Genomic DNA, 17930 nt, shown 5'->3' on the forward strand with positions numbered 1-17930 from the left:
TCAACAGTAGGCCGCGGAAGGCTTCCTCGGGCGGCGGTCGCCGACGGTTGCCCGAATGCGCCCCGGCCACCCGTATGCATCTGGTATGCGCCGAACGGGTGGCCTTCAACCGCTACTCCTCGGACGAAAGCGCGACTTCGGCCGCCGCTTCGGGCCCCTGTTCCAGCAGGACGCCGAAGCCCTCCTCGTTCAGAACCGGAACCTTCAGCTGCATCGCCTTGTCGTACTTGGACCCGGGACTGTCACCCACGACCACGAACGACGTCTTCTTCGAGACAGAGCCGGTGACCTTCGCCCCGCGGCTCTGCAGCGCCTCCTTGGCGCCGTCCCGCGTGAACTTCTCCAGGGTGCCGGTGACGACCACGGTGAGTCCTTCGAGGGGGCGCGGGCCTTCGTCGCCGCCGCTGCCCTCCTCCTCCATGCGGACGCCGGCGGCCTTCCACTTGCGGATGATCTCCCGGTGCCAGTCCTCGGCGAACCACTGCTTCAGGGAGGCCGCGATGGTCGGGCCGACCCCGTCGGTGACGGCCAGCTCCTCCTCGCCTGCCTGGTCGATCCGCTCGATCGAGCGGAACTCGCGGGCCAGCGCCTCGGCCGCGACCGGCCCGACGTGACGGATCGACAGGCTGGTGAGGACGCGGGCCAGGGGGCGCTCCTTGGCCGCGGCGATGTTCTCCAGCATCGCGACCGCGTTCTTGCGGGGTTCGCCGTGCTGGTTGGCGAAGATCGTGGCGACCTTCTCCTCGCCGGTCTTCGGGTCGCGCTTGGGCAGACCGCTGTCCGGGTCGAGGACGTAGGCCTTGATGGGCAGCAGTTGCTCGATGGTGAGGTCGAACAGGTCGCCCTCGTCGACCAGCGGCGGCGTCCCGGGCTCCAGCGGGGCGGTCAGGGCGGCGGCGGCGACGTAGCCGAAGTGCTCGATGTCCAGCGCCTTGCGTCCCGCGAGGTAGAACAGGCGCTCGCGCAACTGGGCGGGGCAGCTGCGCGCGTTGGGGCAGCGCAGGTCGACGTCGCCCTCCTTCATGGGCCGCAGCGGCGTGCCGCACTCGGGGCACTCGCTCGGCATGACGAACTCGCGCTCGCTGCCGTCCCGCAGGTCGGCGACGGGCCCGAGGATCTCCGGGATCACGTCACCGGCCTTGCGCAGCACCACCGTGTCGCCGATGAGGACGCCCTTGGCCTTGACCACGTCCTGGTTGTGCAGCGTGGCGAACTCGACCTCGGAGCCGGCGACCGTGACCGGCTCGACCTGGGCGTACGGGGTGACCCGGCCCGTACGGCCCACACCCACGCGGATGTTGACCAGCTTGGTGTTGACCTCCTCCGGGGCGTACTTGTACGCGATGGCCCAGCGCGGGGCGCGCGAGGTGGAGCCGAGGCGGCCCTGGAGGGGGATCTCGTCGAGCTTGACGACCACGCCGTCGATCTCGTGCTCCACGGAGTGGCGGTTCTCGCCGTAGTGGGCGATGAACTCCCGTACGCCGTCGAGCCCGTCGACCACCCTGTTGTGCCGGGAGGTGGGCAGGCCCCAGGTCTTGAGCAGGTCGTAGGCCTGGGAGAGGCGGGTCAGTCCGGTGAAGCCCTCCAGGGCGCCGATGCCGTGGACGACCATGTGCAGGGGGCGGGTGGCGGTGACGCGCGGGTCCTTCTGGCGCAGCGAACCGGCCGCCGCGTTGCGCGGGTTGGCGAAGGGCTTGTCGCCTGCCTCGACGAGACGGGCGTTCAGCTCCTGGAACTTCTCCATCGGGAAGTAGACCTCGCCGCGGATCTCCACCAGGTCGGGGAGGTCGTCGCCGGCGAGGCGGTCCGGGATCTCGGCGATCGTGCGGACGTTGGGCGTGATGTCCTCGCCGGTGCGGCCGTCGCCGCGGGTCGCCGCGCGGGTCAGGCGGCCGTGCTCGTAGGTGAGGTTCACGGCGAGGCCGTCGACCTTCAGCTCGCACAGGAAGTGGTAGGTCTGCTCGCCCAGTTCGCGGGCGATCCGGTCGAACCAGGCGGCCAGGTCGTCGTCGTTGAACGTGTTGTCCAGGGAGAGCATCCGCTCGCGGTGCGCGACCGCCGTGAACTCCGTCTCGTAGGACCCGGAGACCTTCTGGGTCGGCGAGTCCGCGGTGCGCAGCTCGGGATACTCCTCCTCCAGACCCTCCAAGGTCCGCAGGAGCTGGTCGAACTCCGCGTCGCTGACGACGGGAGCGTCCTTCACGTAGTAGCGGAAGCGGTGCTCCTCGATCTGCTCCGCGAGGCGCGCGTGCTTCTCCCGTGCCTCGGCGGGCACCGTCGTCGTCTCCGCTTGCTTGTCGCCGGCCACCGTGTCGTCCTCCCGTTACTCTGGGTTGTCCGCGAGGGATCTCGCCGCCCTGGCGCAGTGGGCGAGAGCCGTGCGCGCGTACCCCGGGGAGGCCCCCGCGAGCCCGCACGCCGGGGTGACCGTGACCGCCTCCGCGAGAAGCCCCGGAGACAGCCCCAGCCTGCGCCACAGCGTCCTGACACCCATGACGCTACCGGCAGGGTCTGACAATGGTCCCTCCGCGGACGGGACGACACCGGCGAAGAGCCGGGTGCCGCCCTCCACCGCCTCCCCGATCGCCTCGTCGTCACGCTCGGTGAGCAAGGAGAAGTCGAAGGAGACGGCCGCCGCGCCCGCCCGGCGGAGCAGGGCGAAGGGGACGTCCGGGGCGCAGGAGTGGACGGCGACCGGGCCGTCCGGATGCACCGCGACCAGGTCGCGCAGCGTCTGCTCGGCGACCTGCCGGTCCACGGCCCGGTGCGTGCGGTAACCGCTGGCGGTCTTCACCTGCCCGCGCAGCACGGCGGCGAGGGACGGTTCGTCGAGCTGGAGCACGAGCCGGGCGCCGGGCACGCGCCGGCGCACCTCGGCCAGGTGCTCCCGCAGCCCTTCGGCGAGCGAGGCGGCCAGGTCGCGGCAGGCGCCGGCGTCGGAGAGGGCGGCCTCGCCGCCGCGCAGCTCCAGGTTGGCCGCGAGGGTCCACGGCCCGACGGCCTGGACCTTCAGCGGCCCTCGGTAGTCCTGGGTGAACTCCTCCAGCGCGTCGAGGTCCTCGCCGAGCCAGGAGCGGGCCCGCCTGGTGTCCCGGCCCGGCCGGTCCCCCAGCCGCCAGCCGCTGGGCTCCACGCGCGCGTAGAGCTCGACGAGCATGCCGGCGGTCCGCCCGATCATGTCCGCGCCGGGGCCCCGGGCGGGCAGTTCGGGCAGGAAGGGGAAGTCCTCGAAGGTCCCGGTGACCGTCTTGGCGGCCTCGCGGGCGTCGCCGCCGGGCATGGAGCCCACGCCGGTGGCGGCACCGAACCTGAACTGGCTGTTTTCGCTCACCGCGACAGCCTAGTGAACGGGCCGCCGCGGTCAGGCGCCCGGCCGCACCGTCAGGTCGTTGACCTCGGCGTCCCGCGGCAGGTCCAGGGCCATCACGAGGGTGGTGGCGACCGACTCCGGGTCGATCCAGCGCGCGGCGTCGTACTCCTTGCCCTCCTGCTGGTGGACCTTGGCCTGCATGGGGCTGGCCGTGCGGCCCGGGTAGACGGAGGTGACCCGCACGCCGTTGCCGTGCTCCTCCTGGCGCAGGGAGTCGGCGAGGGCCTTCAGCCCGTGCTTGGAGGCGGCGTAGGCGGACCAGCCGGCGTGCGCGCTGAGGCCGGCGCCGGAGTTGACGAACAGCACGTGGCCGCGGGCGGCGCGCAGCTGCGGCAGGAAGTGGCGGGTCAGCTCGGCGGGGGCGACGAGGTTGACGTTGAGCTGGTGGCGCCAGGTCTTCGGGGTGAGCTCGCCGACCGGGCCGAGGTCGACGACCCCGGCGATGTGCAGCAGGGAGTCCACGCGGTCCGGCAGCGACTGGTGGGAGAAGGCCCAGGACAGCTTGTCGGGGTCGGCGAGGTCGCCGACCAGGGTCCTCGCCCCGGGGAACGCGGCGGCCAGTTCCTTGGCGCGGCCCGCGTCGCGCGCGTGCAGCACGAGTTCGTCCCCGCGCGCGTGCAGCCGGCGGGCCACGGCCGCGCCGATGCCGGAGCCGGCTCCGGTGATCACATGAGTAGCCATGGGCGCCATGCTCGCATCACCCGGGGCCGGGGCCGGCGCCGGGCAGCAGGCCGCGCCCCCTGCCCCCCTGCCCCGGGTCAGTCGATGCCCTGGCTCTCCTCCAGGTAGGCCAGGGCGCCGACCGGTTCCTCCGCGAAGAACACCAGCTCGGTGAGCGGGCGGGGCAGGAAGCCCTCCGCCTCCATGCGGCGGAACTGCTCCTTCAGGCCGTCGTAGAAGCCGGCCGTGTTGAGCAGGACCACCGGCTTGTCGGTGTGCCCGTGCTTCTTCAGCTCCAGGATCTCGGTGGCCTCGTCGAGCGTGCCCGTGCCGCCGACCATGACGACCACGGCGTCGGCCTTCTCCAGCAGCAGCTTCTTGCGCTCGGCCAGGTCCTCGGCGATCACCATCTCGTCGACGCCCGGGCGGACCTTGGCCGCGAGGAAGCGCACGGAGACGCCGGCGAGCCGGCCGCCGGCCTCCTGCACCCCGTCGGCGACGACCTTCATCAGGCCGACGTCCGAGCCGCCCCACACGAGCGTGTGGCCGCCCCTGCCCAGCAGTTCGGCGAACTCGCGGGCGGGCCGGGTGTAGCGCTCGTCGAGGTCGGCGGCGGAGAGGAAGACGCAGATGTTCATGCGCCCACGGTACGGGCCCGCCCGGACGCGACGGTCAGGCGCATCTTGGACTGCCGGTGCGGGAGCCGCTCCCAGTCGTCCATGAACCGGGCGTCGAGGCCGTGCCGCGCGGCGAGTTCGGTCAGGGTGCGGGTGCGGTAGTAGAAGTCCTCGTGCAGCACCTGGTGCTCCTCGCCCTCCGTGCGGTCGAAGGTGAAGTCGAAGAAGCCGCCGGGGGCCAGGACGCGGCCGACGTGGGTGAGGCACTCCTCGATGACGTCCGGCGGGGAGTGGGAGAAGACGCTGTGCGCGTGCACCACGTCGAAGTGGCCCTCGGGCAGGAACGCGAAGGTGAGGTCGGCGGCGAGGGTCAGGTGCGGCAGCTTGGCCTGGAGCCGGTCGGCCACCAGGGTGTCCTGGGCGGCGAGCAGGATGTGCGGCGAGATGTCGATGCCGTAGTAGTTGCCGGTGTCGAGGTGCTCGATGAACAGCCGCCCGGCGCGCAGGTTTCCGCAGCCGATGTCGAGCATCCGGTGGTGGGGCCGCAGGCCGTGGCCGACGAGGTAGTCGAACTGGAGGCGCCCGATGCGCTCCCACTGCTCGCGCGACGGGTTGTGCCCCACGGCGGCCTCGACGCTGCGGGCCGCGTCGGAGGCCATCACGGCCCGGTAGTAGGCGACGTGGTCGCGGTGGCGCAGCCGCAGCAGGGCGTCCCGCGCCGCGCGCCGGGCGTGGGCGGGGACGCGCTCGGGGTGGCGCAGGGCGTAGCGGACCTGGTGCAGCAGGCTGGAGCGGTTGCCGGACGGGTCGGTGGCACGCATGGGGCCTCCAGCGGCGGGGGAAGAACTCCGCTTCAGCGTGCGCTGTACACGGGGAGTCGGCTACCCGAGGAGGAGCGATCGTGACGACAGGACACCGCATCACCGTCGAGCGGAGCGACCGGCACGTGCGCGTGGTGCAGGGCGGGGACGTCCTCGCGGACAGCGACCGGGCGCTGGTGCTGCGCGAGACGGGCTGCCCGGAGCGCTACTACATCCCCCCGGAGGACGTGCGCCTGGATCTGCTGACGCCGTCGGACACGCAGACGTACTGCCCGTTCAAGGGCACCGCCGCCTACTGGTCGCGGCCGGGCGCGGACGACCTCGTCTGGGCGTATCCCGACCCCAAGCCGGATGTCGCCGGGATCAGGGATCACCTGTGCTTCTACGAGGTCGAAGTGGTGTGATCGGCTGACGCGCGGCTCGCCTCACCGATGAAGTCCGCGCGGTGCGGCAGTCTGCATGGGCATGGACAAGAAGACCCTTTCGCGCGACGGCACCCGCATCGCCTACGAGAGCACCGGGCAGGGCCCCGCGGTCGTGCTGGTGAGCGGCGCGATGTCGACGGGCGGCACGCTCGCGCCGCTGGCCGTGTCGCTCTCGGAGCGTTTCCAGGCCGTCGTGTACGACCGCCGGGGCCGCGGCGCCAGCGGTGACACCGCGCCCTACGCGGTGGAACGCGAGGTCGAGGACCTGGCGGCGGTGATCGAGGCGGTGGGCGGCGAGGCGTTCCTGTACGGCATCTCCTCGGGCGGGGCGCTGGCACTGGAGGCGGCGGCCGCCGGGCTGCCGGTGCGCCGCGTCGCCGTGTACGAGACACCGTTCGCGATGTCCGAGGAGGGCGCCGGGGAACGCGCGGAGTACACCCGGCGGCTGACGGAGGCGCTCGGCGAGGGGCGGCGCGGGGACGCGGTGGAGCTGTTCCTGCGGCTGACCGGCCTGGCGGAGAACGTCATCCAGGGCGCCCGCCAGTCCCCCATGTGGGCCGGCATGGAGGCGATCGCCCCGAGCCTGGCCTACGACGACGCCGTGATGCGCGACGGCCGGGTCCCGCGCGACCGCCTGGGCAAGGTCGGGGTGCCGGTCCTGGCGGTCGCCGGCGAGGCAAGTCCCGGGTGGCTGCGCGAGGCGGCCCGGGCGATCGCGGACTGCGTGCCGCAGGGCGCCTACCGGGCTTTGCAGGGCCAGACGCACATGGTGGAGCCGAACGTGCTGGCACCGGCGCTGACGGAGTTCTTCGGCCGGGACTGACCGGGCCACGCGTGCGTGGGCCCGGCCGGTCGCCGTCGGCGGGTCAGGCCACCCCGGCCGTGGCCCTCGTGGTCGACGCGATCGTCGCCGAGCCCACCACGCGCGTGCCGTCGTACAGCACGATCGCCTGGCCGGGGGCCACCCCGCGGACCGGCTCGGTGAAGGCGACCTCCAGGGTGCCGTCGACCAGTTCGGCGGTGACCTCGCTCTCGCCGCCGTGGGCGCGCAGCTGGGCCGTGTAGGTGCCGGGGCCGGTGGGGGCGGCGCCGCACCAGCGCGGCTTGATCGCCCGCAGTCCGGTGACGTCGAGGGCGCCGGCCGGGCCGACCGTCACCGTGTTGTCCACCGGGGAGATGTCGAGGACGTAGCGGGGCTTGCCGTCGGCGGCGGGCGTGCCGATGCGCAGTCCCTTGCGCTGGCCGATCGTGAATCCGTACGCGCCCTCGTGGGTGCCCAGCTTGTTGCCGGCCTCGTCGACGATGGCGCCCTCGGCCTTGCCCAGCCGCCGCGCCAGGAAGCCCTGGGTGTCGCCGTCGGCGATGAAGCAGATGTCGTGCGAGTCGGGCTTCTTGGCCACGGCCAGGCCGCGGCGCTCGGCCTCGGCGCGGATCTCGTCCTTGGTGGTGACGGTGTCGCCCAGCGGGAACAGGGCGTGGGCGAGCTGCCGGTCGTCGAGCACGCCGAGGACGTAGGACTGGTCCTTGGCCATGTCGGAGGCGCGGTGCAGCTCCCGGGTGCCGTCCTCGCGGACGATCACCTTGGCGTAGTGACCGGTGCAGACCGCGTCGAAGCCGAGGGCGAGCGCCTTGTCGAGAAGGGCGGCGAACTTGATCTTCTCGTTGCAGCGCAGGCAGGGGTTGGGCGTGCGGCCGGCCTCGTACTCGGCGACGAAGTCCTCGACGACGTCCTCGCGGAAGCGGTCGGCGAGGTCCCACACGTAGAAGGGGATGCCGATGACGTCGGCGGCGCGGCGGGCGTCGCGGGAGTCCTCGATGGTGCAGCAGCCCCGCGCGCCGGTCCGGAAGGACTGGGGGTTGGCGGAGAGCGCGAGGTGCACACCGGTCACGTCGTGGCCCGCTTCGGCCGCGCGGGCGGCGGCGACGGCGGAGTCGACGCCGCCGGACATGGCGGCCAGGACGCGGAGGGGGCGGGAGCGCTGCGGGGTCTCAGTCATAACCCCTCCAGGGTACGGGGGCGCGGGAACCGGGGCCGCCGGGTATCCGTTGACGATCACATGGGACAGCGGAAGGCTTCGAAGGACGGCGACCGCAGGGTGGGCCGCCGCGCGCTGCTGATCGGCGGCACGGTGGCCGCGGCGGGCTCGGCCGTGCTGGCCCGTGACGAGCTGGCGCGGCTGTGGTGGCGCACCCCCGGGGTGGAGAAGCCCCGCAAGGAGGGCGAGGTCGACTTCGCGGGCGCGCGCTGGGTGGCCGCGTCGGAGGCGAACTGGCGCCGGGCGGACCGGCCCGACGACTACGGCATAGACATGGTGATCGTCCATGTGACGCAGGGCAGTTTCGACAGTGCCGTGAAGGCCTTCCAGGACCCGGGCCACAAGGCGGCCACGCACTACATCGTCCGCCAGGACGGGCACGTCACGCAGATGATCCGCGAGCTGGACGTGGCCTACCACGCGGGCAACCGCTCCTACAACGAGCGCAGTGTCGGCATCGAGCACGAGGGCTTCGTGGACCGCCCGCAGGACCTCACGGACGAGATGTACGCGGCCTCGGCCCGCCTCACCGCCCGGATATGCGCCCGCTACGGCATCCCCGTCGACCGCGAGCACATCATCGGCCACGTGGAGGTCCCGGGCACGGACCACACCGACCCGGGGCGGCACTGGGACTGGGACCGGTACATGCGGCTGGTGCGGCGGGCGCGCACGGCACCGGCGTGACCGGGCGACCCGGCGCCGGACCTACGTGAGCCCCGCCGCCCGGGCCCGTTCCACGGCCGGGCCGATGGCCTTGGCCAGGGCCTCGACGTCGGCCTCGGTGGAGGTGTGGCCGAGGGAGAAGCGCAGGGTGCCGCGGGCCAGGTCCGGGTCGGTGCCGGTGGCCAGCAGGACGTGACTGGGCTGGGCGACGCCGGCGGTGCAGGCGGAGCCGGTGGAGCACTCGATGCCCTGGGCGTCGAGGAGCAGCAGCAGGGAGTCGCCCTCGCAGCCGGGGAAGGTGAAGTGCGCGTTGGCGGGCAGGCGTCCGGCCGGGTCCGGGTCGCCGCCGAGGACGGCGTCCGGGACGGCTCGGCGCACCGCGGTCACGAGGGCGTCGCGCAGGGCGCCGATCTCGCGGGCGAACCACTCGCGCTGCTCGGCGGCGAGCCGTCCGGCGACCGCGAAGGACGCGATGGCGGGCACGTCGAGGGTGCCGGAGCGCACGTGCCGCTCCTGGCCGCCGCCGTGCAGGACGGGCACGGGGGTGTGCTCGCGGCCGAGGAGGAGCGCGCCGATGCCGTACGGGCCGCCGATCTTGTGGCCGGACACGGTCATCGCGGCGAGGCCGGACGCGGCGAAGTCCACCGGGATCTGGCCGAAGGCCTGGACGGCATCCGAGTGCAGCGGGACGCCGAACTCGGCCGCGACGTCGGCCAGTTCGCGGATCGGCAGGATCGTCCCGATCTCGTTGTTGGCCCACATCACGGTGGCGAGGGCCACGTCATCGGGGTTGCGGGCGATGGCCTCGCGCAGGGCGCCGGGGTGGACGCGGCCGTGCGCGTCGACGGGCAGGTACTCGACGGTGGCGCCCTCGTGTTCGCCGAGCCAGTGCACGGCGTCGAGGACCGCGTGGTGCTCGACGGGGCTGGCGAGGACGCGGGTGCGGGCCGGGTCGGCGTCCCGGCGTGACCAGTACAGGCCCTTCACGGCGAGGTTGTCGGCCTCCGTGCCGCCCGAGGTGAAGACGACCTCGCTGGGGCGGGCGCCGAGGGCCTCGGCGAGGGACTCGCGGGCCTCCTCGACGGTGCGGCGGGCCTGCCTGCCCGATGCGTGGAGGGACGACGCGTTGCCGGTGGCACCCAGCTGGGCGCTGAACGCCTCAACCGCCTCCGGGAGCATCGGGGTGGTCGCGGCGTGGTCGAGGTAAGCCATGGTGAGCCCGATTCTACGGCTCGCCCCGGCCGCCCCGGGGCGCGGAGGGCCCGCCGGCGGGGCTACAGGCTCCAGGAGATGGAGCTGTCGAACTGCATGAAGGTCGCGAGGACCACCAGGTCGGCGATGCCGAGACCCAGGCCGAGCAGCGCGCGGCCGCGGCGCTCGGTGCCGCGCCACAGGGCGACGCTCGCCAGCACGATGGCGATGGGGCCGAGCAGGAGGTTCAGCACGAGCAGGCCCAGCAGGCCGAGGACGAAGGACGCGACGGCCATGCCGTCGGTGTCGCGGAGACCGGTGCGGCGCGAGGCCGGAGCGGTGAGCTGCATGGTGATCGACTCCCGAGGTGGGTGCGGTCGTGCGGCGGTCGGCGGTCAGTGGGCCTGCGTGTGGCGGCGGCGGCCGCGCTCGCGCAGCGCGAAGACGGCGAGCCAGACGGCGATGACGATGCCCGCGCCGACGGAGAAGGTGAGCGGCGCGTGGGCGACGGTGCCCAGCAGGACACCCAGCAGCAGCAGCGCGGCGACGATGAACAGCACGGGAAACAGCTCCCTGAGTTTCGGTGAACGGTTGTAGTTACAGTTGTTCACTGACTTCCCAGTCTAGCGCCTCTCATGACTTTTCAATTCCAGAGAACAGTTGTTAACTGCATGGTATGAGTCACACCCTCGGGATCCGGCAGGCCCAGAAGCAGAAGACCCGGCAGGCGCTCCTGGACGCGGCCCTGGCGCTGCTCGAGGAGCAGAGCCTGAGCAGCCTCGGGCTGCGCGAGGTCACCCGCGCCGTCGGAGTGGCCCCGACCGCCTTCTACCGCCACTTCCGGTCCACGGCGGATCTGGGCGTGGCCCTGGTCGAGGAGGCGCTGGGCAGCCTGCACCCGATGATCCGGACGACGGTGTCCACGACGGGTGACCACGAGGAACGCGTCACGCGCACCATCGAACTGATCGCTCGTCACGTCGACGGGTACCCCGCGCACGTCCGGTTCATCGCCCGGGAACGGCACGGCGGTGTCCAGCGGGTGCGCGAGGCCATACGCGAGCAACTGGACCGGTTCGCCCGGGAGGTGGGGGACGAGCTGGCCAAGGACCCGGTGTCGCAGGGCTGGAGCGGGGACGACCTGCTGATGCTGGCCCACCTCTACGTGGACCAGATGCTCAGCACGGCGTCGCTGTTCCTGGAGGTGCTGGAGAGTCCCGGCGAGGAGCGCGAGGAGCGCGAGCGGCAGGTCGCCCGGGTGGCGGCCCGGCAGATGCGGCTGATCGGCCTGGGCCGCCGGCATTGGCTGGATTGATGCGGCGCAGACGACACGGGGGCGGCGCGCCCGTTCACGAGCGCACCGCCCCTGTGGCGTGAAGGCCGCCGGGCCTCAGCCCAGCCGCACCCGCGCCAGCTGCCGGGACTGGGCCACCAGCCGGTCCGCGCTGTCCCAGACCTCGGCGTCCTCCTCCAGGAAGCCGCCGGCGAGGTTGCGCGTGGTGATCGACACCCGCAGCGGGCCGGGGGCCGGGCGGCACCGGACGTGCACGGTCAGCTCGACGGTCGGCACCCAGCCCTTCAGCCCCATCTCGAACGCGGTCGGCGGCAGGGCGTCCACCGCGAGCAGCAGCGAGAGCGGGTCGGGGTCGCGCCCGTCCTTCAAGCCGAACCAGGCCCGCATCTCGCCCTTGCCGGACGGCTGGCCGAGGGCCCAGCCCAGGGTGGAGGGGTCGAGCTTGAGCATCAGGCGCTCGGTGATCGCGGAACTGCCGTCCACGGGGGCCGGCCCGTCCTCGGGGCCGAAGCAGTGCTCCGGCGGCGGGATGGCGGGCGGCCGGGCCGTGGTGCGCACGTCGTCGGGCAGGGCGTCCAGGTCGCCGTAGGAGGCGAGGACGCGGATGCGCTCGACCTCGCGGCCCTCGTCGTCGTACTGGAAGAGCGAGGCCTGGCCCGTCGACAGCGTGCGGCCGGTGCGGACGACGTCCGTGCGGACGACGGCGGGGCCGGGCTGGGACGCGGTCAGGTAGTGCGCCGAGACGGTGAAGGGGTCGGCGTGCGGGAGGGCGTCCGCGAGGGCGCGGCCGAGGACCGCGAGCAGGTAGCCGCCGTTGACGGCGCTGATGATCGTCCAGCCGGCGGAGAGGTCGATGTCGTACACGCCGGGCGCGCGGCGGGTCAGCGCGGTGTCGCGGTCGAACTCGCTGTCGCCGATCGAGGCCCGGACGGCCGGGGCGGAGGCTGCTTCTGGCATGGCTGAACAGTACAAGAATCAGCTACTAAGCGGTAGCTTTTGTGCCGCGCTCCGCGCGAGGGGCTCCCCGGCCGTCACGGCAGCACGGGCTGCTCCTCCTCGCTCACCGTCGACCTGCGGTGCCAGGCCCGCGGGGCGCGCCAGTGGTAGCGCATCGCCAGCAGGCGCAGCACGAAGGCGGTGATCACCGCGAGGGAGCTGGTGAACGGGTTCAGGGCGTCGTAGCGGATGCACAGGGCGACCAGGGCGGCGCCGACGATCGCCGGGACCGCGTAGAGGTCGCGGTCCCAGCGCAGCAGCGAGGGCACCTCGTTGGCGAGGACGTCCCGCAGCACGCCCCCGCCCACCGCGGTGGTGAGCCCCAGGCCGGCGGAGGCGGTCAGGCCGAGCCCGTACTCGTACGCCTTGGTGGTGCCGGCGACGCAGAACAGGCCGAGGCCCGCCGCGTCGAAGACGTTCACGGCGACCTGGATGCGCTCCACCTGGGGGTGCAGGAAGAACACCAGGAGCGTGGCGAGCAGCGGGGTGAGGAAGTACCCCAGGTCCGTGAAGGCGGCGGGCGGGACGGCCCCGATGACCAGGTCGCGGAAGAGCCCGCCGCCCAGCGCGGTGACCTCGGCGAGGACGGCCATGCCGAAGACGTCGAAGTTCTTGCGCACGGCCAGCAGCGCGCCGGAGATCGCGAAGACGAAGATGCCGATCAGGTCGAGCGTGTGCTGGACGGACGGACTGAAGAGTTGCTGGAGCACCCGTGCATTTTCCCCCACGGGTGAGCCCCCGCCCCGGGGTACGGTGCGGGGGCTCGGGCGGAGTCACTTCTGCACGGCGGTGGCGGTGTTCTCCGCGGTCACTTCCTTGGCCGAGGACAGCAGCTCGGTGTCCTGCGGCTGCTGGTCCTCGAAGTTCTCCGGGTGGTGGCAGGCCACGCGCTGACCGGCCCGCAGCTCCACCAGCGGCGGCTCGGTCGTCTTGCAGATCTGCGTCGCCTTCCAGCACCGGGTGTGGAAGCGGCAGCCGCTCGGCGGCGCGATCGGCGAGGGCACGTCGCCCTTGAGCAGGATGCGCTCGCTCTTGACGCCCCGGCGCTTGGGGTCCGGTATCGGCACGGCCGACAGCAGAGCCTTGGAGTACGGGTGCATCGGCGACTTGTAGAGCTTGTCGCGGTCGGCCAGCTCGACGATCTTGCCGAGGTACATCACCGCGATCCGGTCCGAGACGTGCCGGACGACCGACAGGTCGTGCGCGATGATCACGTACGTCAGGCCGAGTTCCTCCTGGAGGTCGTCCAGCAGGTTCACCACCTGCGCCTGGATCGACACGTCCAGCGCGGAGACCGGCTCGTCGGCCACCACCAGCTTGGGGTTGAGCGCGAGGGCCCGGGCGATGCCGATGCGCTGGCGCTGGCCGCCGGAGAACTCGTGCGGGTAGCGGTTGTAGTGCTCGGGGTTGAGGCCGACCACCGACAGCAGCCGCTGGACCTCCTTCTTGACCCCGCCCTCGGGCTCGACGCCCTGCAGCCGGAAGGGGGCGCCGACGATCGTGCCGATCGTGTGCCGCGGGTTCAGCGAGGAGTACGGGTCCTGGAAGATCATCTGCACGTCGCGGCGCATGGGGCGCAGCTCGCCGGTCTTCAGGTGCGTGATGTCCTTGCCCTCGAACTCGACCGAGCCGCCGGTCGGTTCGAGCAGCCGGGTGATCAGCCGGCCCATGGTGGACTTGCCGCAGCCCGACTCGCCGACGACGCCGAGCGTCTCGCCCTTGCGGACCTCGAAGTCGATGCCGTCGACGGCGCGGACCGCGCCGGTCTGCCGCTGGAGCAGGCCCTTGCGGATCGGGAAGTGCTTCTCCAGACCGCTCACCTTCAGCAGGATCTCGCCGTCGGCGGTGTCCTTGGTGAGGGTGGGTGCGCTGGTGTCCGGTGCGCTCACCGTCTTGTCGTCGCTCACAGCTTCGGCGCAATCTCTTCGGTCCAGATACGCTCCCGCTGCTCCTGGGTCATGTGGCAGGCGGCCCAGTGCGAGCCGCCGACCTCGGTCAGCTCGGGACGGACCGTGCGGGTGACGTTGTCCTTCGGGATGTCCGCGTACGGGCAGCGCGGGTGGAAGGCGCAGCCGGACGGGAGGTTGATGAGGGAGGGCGGCGAGCCCTTGATCGGGATGAGCCGGTCGGTCTCGTCCCGGTCCAGACGCGGCATCGAGCCGAGCAGGCCCCAGGTGTAGGGGTGCCGGGGCGCGGAGAACACGTCCTCGGCGGGGCCGCGCTCCACGCACCGGCCGCCGTACATGACCAGCAGGTCGTCGGCCATCTCGGCGACGACGCCCAGGTCGTGGGTGATCATGATGACCGCGGAGCCGAACTCCTTCTGCAGGTCCCGGATCAGGTCCAGGATCTGCGCCTGGACGGTGACGTCCAGGGCGGTGGTCGGCTCGTCGGCGATCAGCAGCTCGGGGTTGTTCACCAGGGCCATGGCGATCATGGCGCGCTGGCGCATACCGCCGGAGAACTCGTGCGGGTAGCTGTCGACGCGCTTGCCGGGCTCGGGGATGCCGACCCGGTCGAGCATGTCCACCGCCCGCTGCTTGGCGGCCTTCTTGCTGACGTCGTGGTGGACGCGGTACGCCTCCACGATCTGGTGCCCGACGGTGTAGTACGGGTGCATCGCGGACAGCGGGTCCTGGAAGATCATGGCCATCTTCCGCCCGCGCAGCCGCCGTACGGCGTCGGGGTCGGCCGCGATCAGCTCCTGGCCGTCCAGCCAGACCTCGCCGGTGACCTTGGCGCGCGCCGAGCGGTGCAGGCCCATCACGCCGAGCGAGGTGACGGACTTGCCGGAGCCGGACTCGCCCACGATGCCCAGGGTCTGACCCTTGCGCACGTCGAAGCTGACGCCGTCGACGGACTTGACCAGGCCGTCGTCGGTGTCGAAGTGGATGCGCAGGTCGCGGACGGACAGGAACGCGTCGTCCGGGGCGGACGGGGCGGTGGTGTCGTCCGGTTCGCCGAGCGCGGCTTTGTCGAGCTTGCTCACGAGTACCTCACCCGGGGGTCGATGGCGGCGTACACCAGGTCGACGATCAAGTTGCAGAAGACGATGAAGAACGCGGCGACCAGGGTCACGCCCATCACGATGGGCAGGTCGTTGTCCTTGATGGCCTGGACCGAGTATGCGCCGATGCCCTGGAGGGAGAACACCGTCTCGGTGAGCACCGCGGTGCCGACCAGGGTGCCGAAGTCCATGCCGAAGATGGTGACGATCGGGGTGAGCGCGGAGCGCAGGCCGTGCTTGGCGACGACCGTGGACTCCGTCAGGCCCTTGGCCCGCGCGGTGCGGATGTAGTCCTCGCTCATCGTCTCCAGCATGCCCGCCCGGGTGAGCCGGGCGTACAGCGCGGAGAACAGGAAGGCGAGGCTGACCCAGGGGAGCACCAGGTGCCAGGCCCACTCGGCCGGGTTCTCGGTGAACGGCACGTAGTCGATGCTGTCCCAGATGGGGATCTCGTAGACGAAGAGGGCCAGCAGGATCTGGCCGGTGAAGAAGATCGGCAGGGAGACGCCGGCCAGGGCGATGAACATCGAGATGCGGTCGATCGGCTTGCCCTTGCGCAGGGCGGAGATGACACCGGTCGTCACACCCGAGACCAGCCAGATCACCGCGGCACCGATGGCCAGCGAGAAGGACACCGGGATCCGCTGCTCCAACTGGGGCCACACTTCGATGTGGCTCTTGAAGGAGTAGCCGAAGCAGGGTGCGCTGCAGTGCGTCGCGTCAGGGCCGAACTTGTAGTCGGCGCCCACCACGAGGCCCTTGATGAAGTCCCAGTACTGGACGTAGACCGGCTGGTCCAGTCCCAGGTTCTGCTTGATCGCGGCGACGGAGGCGGGGTTCGCGTCCTTGCCGACGTACTGGGTGGCCAACTGGTCGGCCGTCTGCCCCCCGAGGCGGGGAACGAGGAAGAAGATGGCGAAGGTGACTGCGCTGACCACCAGCAGCAACAGCACCGCGCCCATGACGCGTCGGAGGATGTACGCAGCCACAGCTGTACGGCCCCGGGTGGCCGCGGCGGGATCGTCCGCCGCGGCCACCCGTTGCCTTCACCTGCCTTTCGAAAGGATCCGGCCTGCTGAGTTACTTCGAGGAGCTCATCAGCAGGTAGTCGTACATGCCCAGGTAGGCCTGCGTGACCGTGACGTTGCTGGCGGACACCGGCCGGAGCAGCAGGTTCTTGCGGTAGACCAGCGGGACGACCGAGGCGTTGTCGAGCACCATCTTGTCGATGTCACCCCAGGCCTTGGTGCGGGCCGCGTCGTCGGTGTTGGCGATCGCGTCCGTCAGGGCCTTGTTGATCTTCGGGTCGTCCAGCTCCATCAGGTTGTTGCCGCCGGAGGGCTTGATGGCGGCACCGTTGATGATCTGGTCGAGGAAGCCGTAGCCGGTCGGCCAGTCGGCACCCCAGGCCATCGAGAGCATGCCGAGCTTGTTGTCGTGCACGTAGCTCGGGACACCGGCGAAGTTCGAGAAGTACTTGCCGGAGGGGAACTGCTTGATCTCGATGTTGACGCCGATGTTCTTCAGCGACGCCTGGATGGCGGTCGCGGCCGCGACCTCCGCCGGACGGTCCGAACGAGCGGTCAGGATCGTGTTGAAGCCGTTCGGCTTGCCGCACTCCTTCAGCTCGGCCTTGGCCTTGGCCACGTCACCCTTGTGACCCTCGGTCGCGTAGGTGTCGAACTTGGTGTAGCCGTTGACCGACGGCGGCAGCAGCGTGGTCGCCACGTCGCCCTTCGGGGAGCCGCCCATCGCGTCCAGGACGGACTGCTTGTTCAGGCCCCACTGGACGGCCTTGCGGCAGTGCTCGTTGTCGAACGGCTTCACGTTGACGTTGAGCGCGATGTACTGCGTGGCACCCGCGTAGGAGCTGTCGGTCTGGTTGGCGTACTTGCCGCGCAGCACCTTCGGCTGGGTCTGCGGCTGCACACCGGTGCCGGCCGCGTCAGCCGTGATCTTGTCGGACAGCAGGTTGTTGTCGACCGTGACCGGGTTGACCTTGAACTTGATCGTGATCTTGTCCGGCAGAGCCTTGCGGATCGGGTCCGTCTTCGCGTCCCACTGCTTGTTCCGCACGAGGGTGGCGCCGCGGCCCTCCTCGTAGGACTGGAACTGGTACGGGCCGGAGGACTGGATGGCCTGGACGTACTTCGCGCCGGTGTCCTTCGCCTGCGGCACGGGGGCCGTCTGGGAGAAGGTCGCCAGGTAGTCGAAGTCCGCGAACGGCTGCTTCAGCTTGAAGACGATCGTCCGGTCGTCCGGCGTCTCGATGGACTTGATGCCGTCGGCGGACTTGTCCTTGTAGGGACCCTTGTACTTGTCGCCGCCCTCGAGGTAGGCCTTGAAGTACGTCGGGCCGTTCGACAGGGCCTCGGGCGCGAAGTTGGAGCGCTCGATGGCGTACTTGACGTCCTTGGACGTCACCGGGGTGCCGTCCTGGAACTTCACACCCGCACGCAGCTTGTACGTCCAGGTCTTGGCGTCCGGGCTGGACTTGCCGAGGGACTCGGCGAGGTCCGGCACGACCTCCAGGCCTTCCTTGCCCGCGGCCGGCTTGAACGTGGTGAGCGTCCTGCCGTAGAGCCGCGAGAAGTTCTGGACCCAGCCGTAGTACGTGTTGCCCGGGTCGAGGGAGTCCGGCACGTCCGAGTGCTCGTACGCGACCGTCCCTCCCTTCTTGTCGGACGCGTTGACGATCGAGTTCAGCGCGGCGTCCTTCTTGCCGCTGCCTCCCCCGTCGTTGTCGTCGCCTCCGCCGCCGCACGCGGCAGCACCGAGCGACAGTGCCAGGACCGACGCAACGCCGGCGGTCACCCTTCTCGTCTTCACCTGAGGAAGCCCCCTCAT

Annotated in this window: 19 protein-coding genes; 4 read left to right on the plus strand and 15 right to left on the minus strand. The window is 71.4% G+C overall.

Annotated elements, in window-relative coordinates; genetic code table 11:
• Positions 1-112: 112 nt before the first annotated feature.
• The 5 genes from ligA to ACH4C6_RS01115 all read right to left on the minus strand — a co-directional run bounded on the left by ligA (position 113) and on the right by ACH4C6_RS01115 (position 5468).
• Positions 113-2308, minus strand: coding sequence for an NAD-dependent DNA ligase LigA (gene ligA / locus ACH4C6_RS01095; protein ID WP_398106438.1), 2196 nt, complete (start codon positions 2306-2308; stop codon positions 113-115).
• Between the two features lie 15 nt (positions 2309-2323).
• Entirely contained in the window at positions 2324-3331 is a 1008-nt protein-coding gene (locus tag ACH4C6_RS01100; RefSeq protein WP_398106439.1) for a methionine synthase, read from the minus strand.
• A gap of 30 nt (positions 3332-3361) precedes the next feature.
• Positions 3362-4060, minus strand: coding sequence for an SDR family oxidoreductase (locus tag ACH4C6_RS01105; protein WP_398106440.1), 699 nt, complete (start codon positions 4058-4060; stop codon positions 3362-3364).
• 68 nt (positions 4061-4128) lie between these two features.
• Positions 4129-4668 (minus strand): TIGR00730 family Rossman fold protein, encoded by a 540-nt coding sequence (locus ACH4C6_RS01110; RefSeq protein WP_398106441.1) that lies wholly within the window; start codon positions 4666-4668, stop codon positions 4129-4131.
• Entirely contained in the window at positions 4665-5468 is an 804-nt protein-coding gene (locus ACH4C6_RS01115; protein ID WP_398106442.1) for a class I SAM-dependent methyltransferase, read from the minus strand. Before ACH4C6_RS01115 ends, ACH4C6_RS01110 begins: the two co-directional genes overlap by 4 nt.
• 80 nt (positions 5469-5548) lie before the next feature.
• Between ACH4C6_RS01115 and ACH4C6_RS01120 the strand changes: the two genes are divergently transcribed.
• Entirely contained in the window at positions 5549-5872 is a 324-nt protein-coding gene (locus tag ACH4C6_RS01120) for a DUF427 domain-containing protein (RefSeq protein ID WP_398106443.1), read from the plus strand.
• A 61-nt stretch (positions 5873-5933) separates the two neighbouring features.
• Positions 5934-6716 carry an alpha/beta fold hydrolase gene (locus ACH4C6_RS01125; RefSeq protein WP_398106444.1) on the plus strand — a complete coding sequence of 261 codons (783 nt, stop codon included), beginning with the start codon at positions 5934-5936 and terminating at the stop codon, positions 6714-6716.
• 43 nt (positions 6717-6759) lie between these two features.
• On the opposite strand, the gene mnmA is transcribed toward ACH4C6_RS01125, so the two are convergent.
• Positions 6760-7890, minus strand: coding sequence for a tRNA 2-thiouridine(34) synthase MnmA (mnmA, locus tag ACH4C6_RS01130; RefSeq protein ID WP_398106445.1), 1131 nt, complete (start codon positions 7888-7890; stop codon positions 6760-6762).
• A gap of 60 nt (positions 7891-7950) precedes the next feature.
• On the opposite strand from mnmA, the gene ACH4C6_RS01135 reads away from it, so the two are divergent.
• Positions 7951-8616, plus strand: coding sequence for an N-acetylmuramoyl-L-alanine amidase (locus tag ACH4C6_RS01135; RefSeq protein ID WP_398106446.1), 666 nt, complete (start codon positions 7951-7953; stop codon positions 8614-8616).
• 21 nt (positions 8617-8637) lie between these two features.
• Here the strand turns inward: ACH4C6_RS01135 and ACH4C6_RS01140 are convergent, their stop codons facing one another.
• From ACH4C6_RS01140 to ACH4C6_RS01150, 3 genes are all read right to left on the minus strand, one after another.
• Positions 8638-9807, minus strand: coding sequence for a cysteine desulfurase family protein (locus ACH4C6_RS01140; protein WP_398106448.1), 1170 nt, complete (start codon positions 9805-9807; stop codon positions 8638-8640).
• Between the two features lie 62 nt (positions 9808-9869).
• Positions 9870-10136 carry a DUF4190 domain-containing protein gene (locus ACH4C6_RS01145; RefSeq protein WP_369193605.1) on the minus strand — a complete coding sequence of 89 codons (267 nt, stop codon included), beginning with the start codon at positions 10134-10136 and terminating at the stop codon, positions 9870-9872.
• Positions 10137-10181: 45 nt separating this feature from the next.
• The gene (locus tag ACH4C6_RS01150; protein ID WP_398106449.1) at positions 10182-10346 is read right to left on the minus strand and encodes a hypothetical protein; all 165 of its coding nucleotides are present in this window, start codon (positions 10344-10346) and stop codon (positions 10182-10184) included.
• A gap of 116 nt (positions 10347-10462) precedes the next feature.
• Here ACH4C6_RS01150 and ACH4C6_RS01155 point away from each other — a divergent pair, with 116 nt between their 5' ends.
• Entirely contained in the window at positions 10463-11101 is a 639-nt protein-coding gene (locus ACH4C6_RS01155) for a TetR family transcriptional regulator (protein ID WP_398106450.1), read from the plus strand.
• Positions 11102-11176: 75 nt separating this feature from the next.
• Here the strand turns inward: ACH4C6_RS01155 and ACH4C6_RS01160 are convergent, their stop codons facing one another.
• From ACH4C6_RS01160 to ACH4C6_RS01185, 6 genes are all read right to left on the minus strand, one after another.
• Positions 11177-12037, minus strand: a complete 861-nt coding sequence (locus ACH4C6_RS01160) for a thioesterase family protein (protein WP_398106451.1) — start codon at positions 12035-12037, stop codon at positions 11177-11179.
• Positions 12038-12111: 74 nt separating this feature from the next.
• Entirely contained in the window at positions 12112-12786 is a 675-nt protein-coding gene (locus ACH4C6_RS01165; RefSeq protein ID WP_333933847.1) for a trimeric intracellular cation channel family protein, read from the minus strand.
• Positions 12787-12849: 63 nt separating this feature from the next.
• Positions 12850-13983: an ABC transporter ATP-binding protein gene (locus ACH4C6_RS01170; RefSeq protein WP_398106452.1), complete on the minus strand. Its 1134-nt coding sequence runs from the start codon at positions 13981-13983 to the stop codon at positions 12850-12852.
• Complete coding sequence (locus tag ACH4C6_RS01175) at positions 13980-15065, minus strand: ABC transporter ATP-binding protein (protein ID WP_398106453.1); 1086 nt, start codon at positions 15063-15065, stop codon at positions 13980-13982. Before ACH4C6_RS01175 ends, ACH4C6_RS01170 begins: the two co-directional genes overlap by 4 nt.
• Positions 15062-16072 (minus strand): ABC transporter permease, encoded by a 1011-nt coding sequence (locus ACH4C6_RS01180; protein ID WP_333933850.1) that lies wholly within the window; start codon positions 16070-16072, stop codon positions 15062-15064. Before ACH4C6_RS01180 ends, ACH4C6_RS01175 begins: the two co-directional genes overlap by 4 nt.
• A gap of 91 nt (positions 16073-16163) precedes the next feature.
• Positions 16164-17930 (minus strand): ABC transporter substrate-binding protein, encoded by a 1767-nt coding sequence (locus ACH4C6_RS01185; protein WP_398106454.1) that lies wholly within the window; start codon positions 17928-17930, stop codon positions 16164-16166.

The organism is Streptomyces sp. NPDC017943 (genome assembly GCF_044328425.1).
In the GTDB taxonomy this organism is placed as follows: domain Bacteria; phylum Actinomycetota; class Actinomycetes; order Streptomycetales; family Streptomycetaceae; genus Streptomyces; species Streptomyces djakartensis_A.

Coding starts and splice junctions, on each gene's coding strand:
- ACH4C6_RS01105 (WP_398106440.1), bottom strand. CDS start 4,060: ATGGCGCCCATGGCTACTCATGTGATCACCGGAGCCGGCTCCGGCATC.
- ACH4C6_RS01110 (WP_398106441.1), bottom strand. CDS start 4,668: ATGAACATCTGCGTCTTCCTCTCCGCCGCCGACCTCGACGAGCGCTAC.
- ACH4C6_RS01115 (WP_398106442.1), bottom strand. CDS start 5,468: ATGCGTGCCACCGACCCGTCCGGCAACCGCTCCAGCCTGCTGCACCAG.
- ACH4C6_RS01125 (WP_398106444.1), top strand. CDS start 5,934: ATGGACAAGAAGACCCTTTCGCGCGACGGCACCCGCATCGCCTACGAG.
- mnmA (WP_398106445.1), bottom strand. CDS start 7,890: ATGACTGAGACCCCGCAGCGCTCCCGCCCCCTCCGCGTCCTGGCCGCC.
- ACH4C6_RS01135 (WP_398106446.1), top strand. CDS start 7,951: ATGGGACAGCGGAAGGCTTCGAAGGACGGCGACCGCAGGGTGGGCCGC.
- ACH4C6_RS01140 (WP_398106448.1), bottom strand. CDS start 9,807: ATGGCTTACCTCGACCACGCCGCGACCACCCCGATGCTCCCGGAGGCG.
- ACH4C6_RS01145 (WP_369193605.1), bottom strand. CDS start 10,136: ATGCAGCTCACCGCTCCGGCCTCGCGCCGCACCGGTCTCCGCGACACC.
- ACH4C6_RS01155 (WP_398106450.1), top strand. CDS start 10,463: ATGAGTCACACCCTCGGGATCCGGCAGGCCCAGAAGCAGAAGACCCGG.
- ACH4C6_RS01160 (WP_398106451.1), bottom strand. CDS start 12,037: ATGCCAGAAGCAGCCTCCGCCCCGGCCGTCCGGGCCTCGATCGGCGAC.
- ACH4C6_RS01185 (WP_398106454.1), bottom strand. CDS start 17,930: ATGAGGGGGCTTCCTCAGGTGAAGACGAGAAGGGTGACCGCCGGCGTT.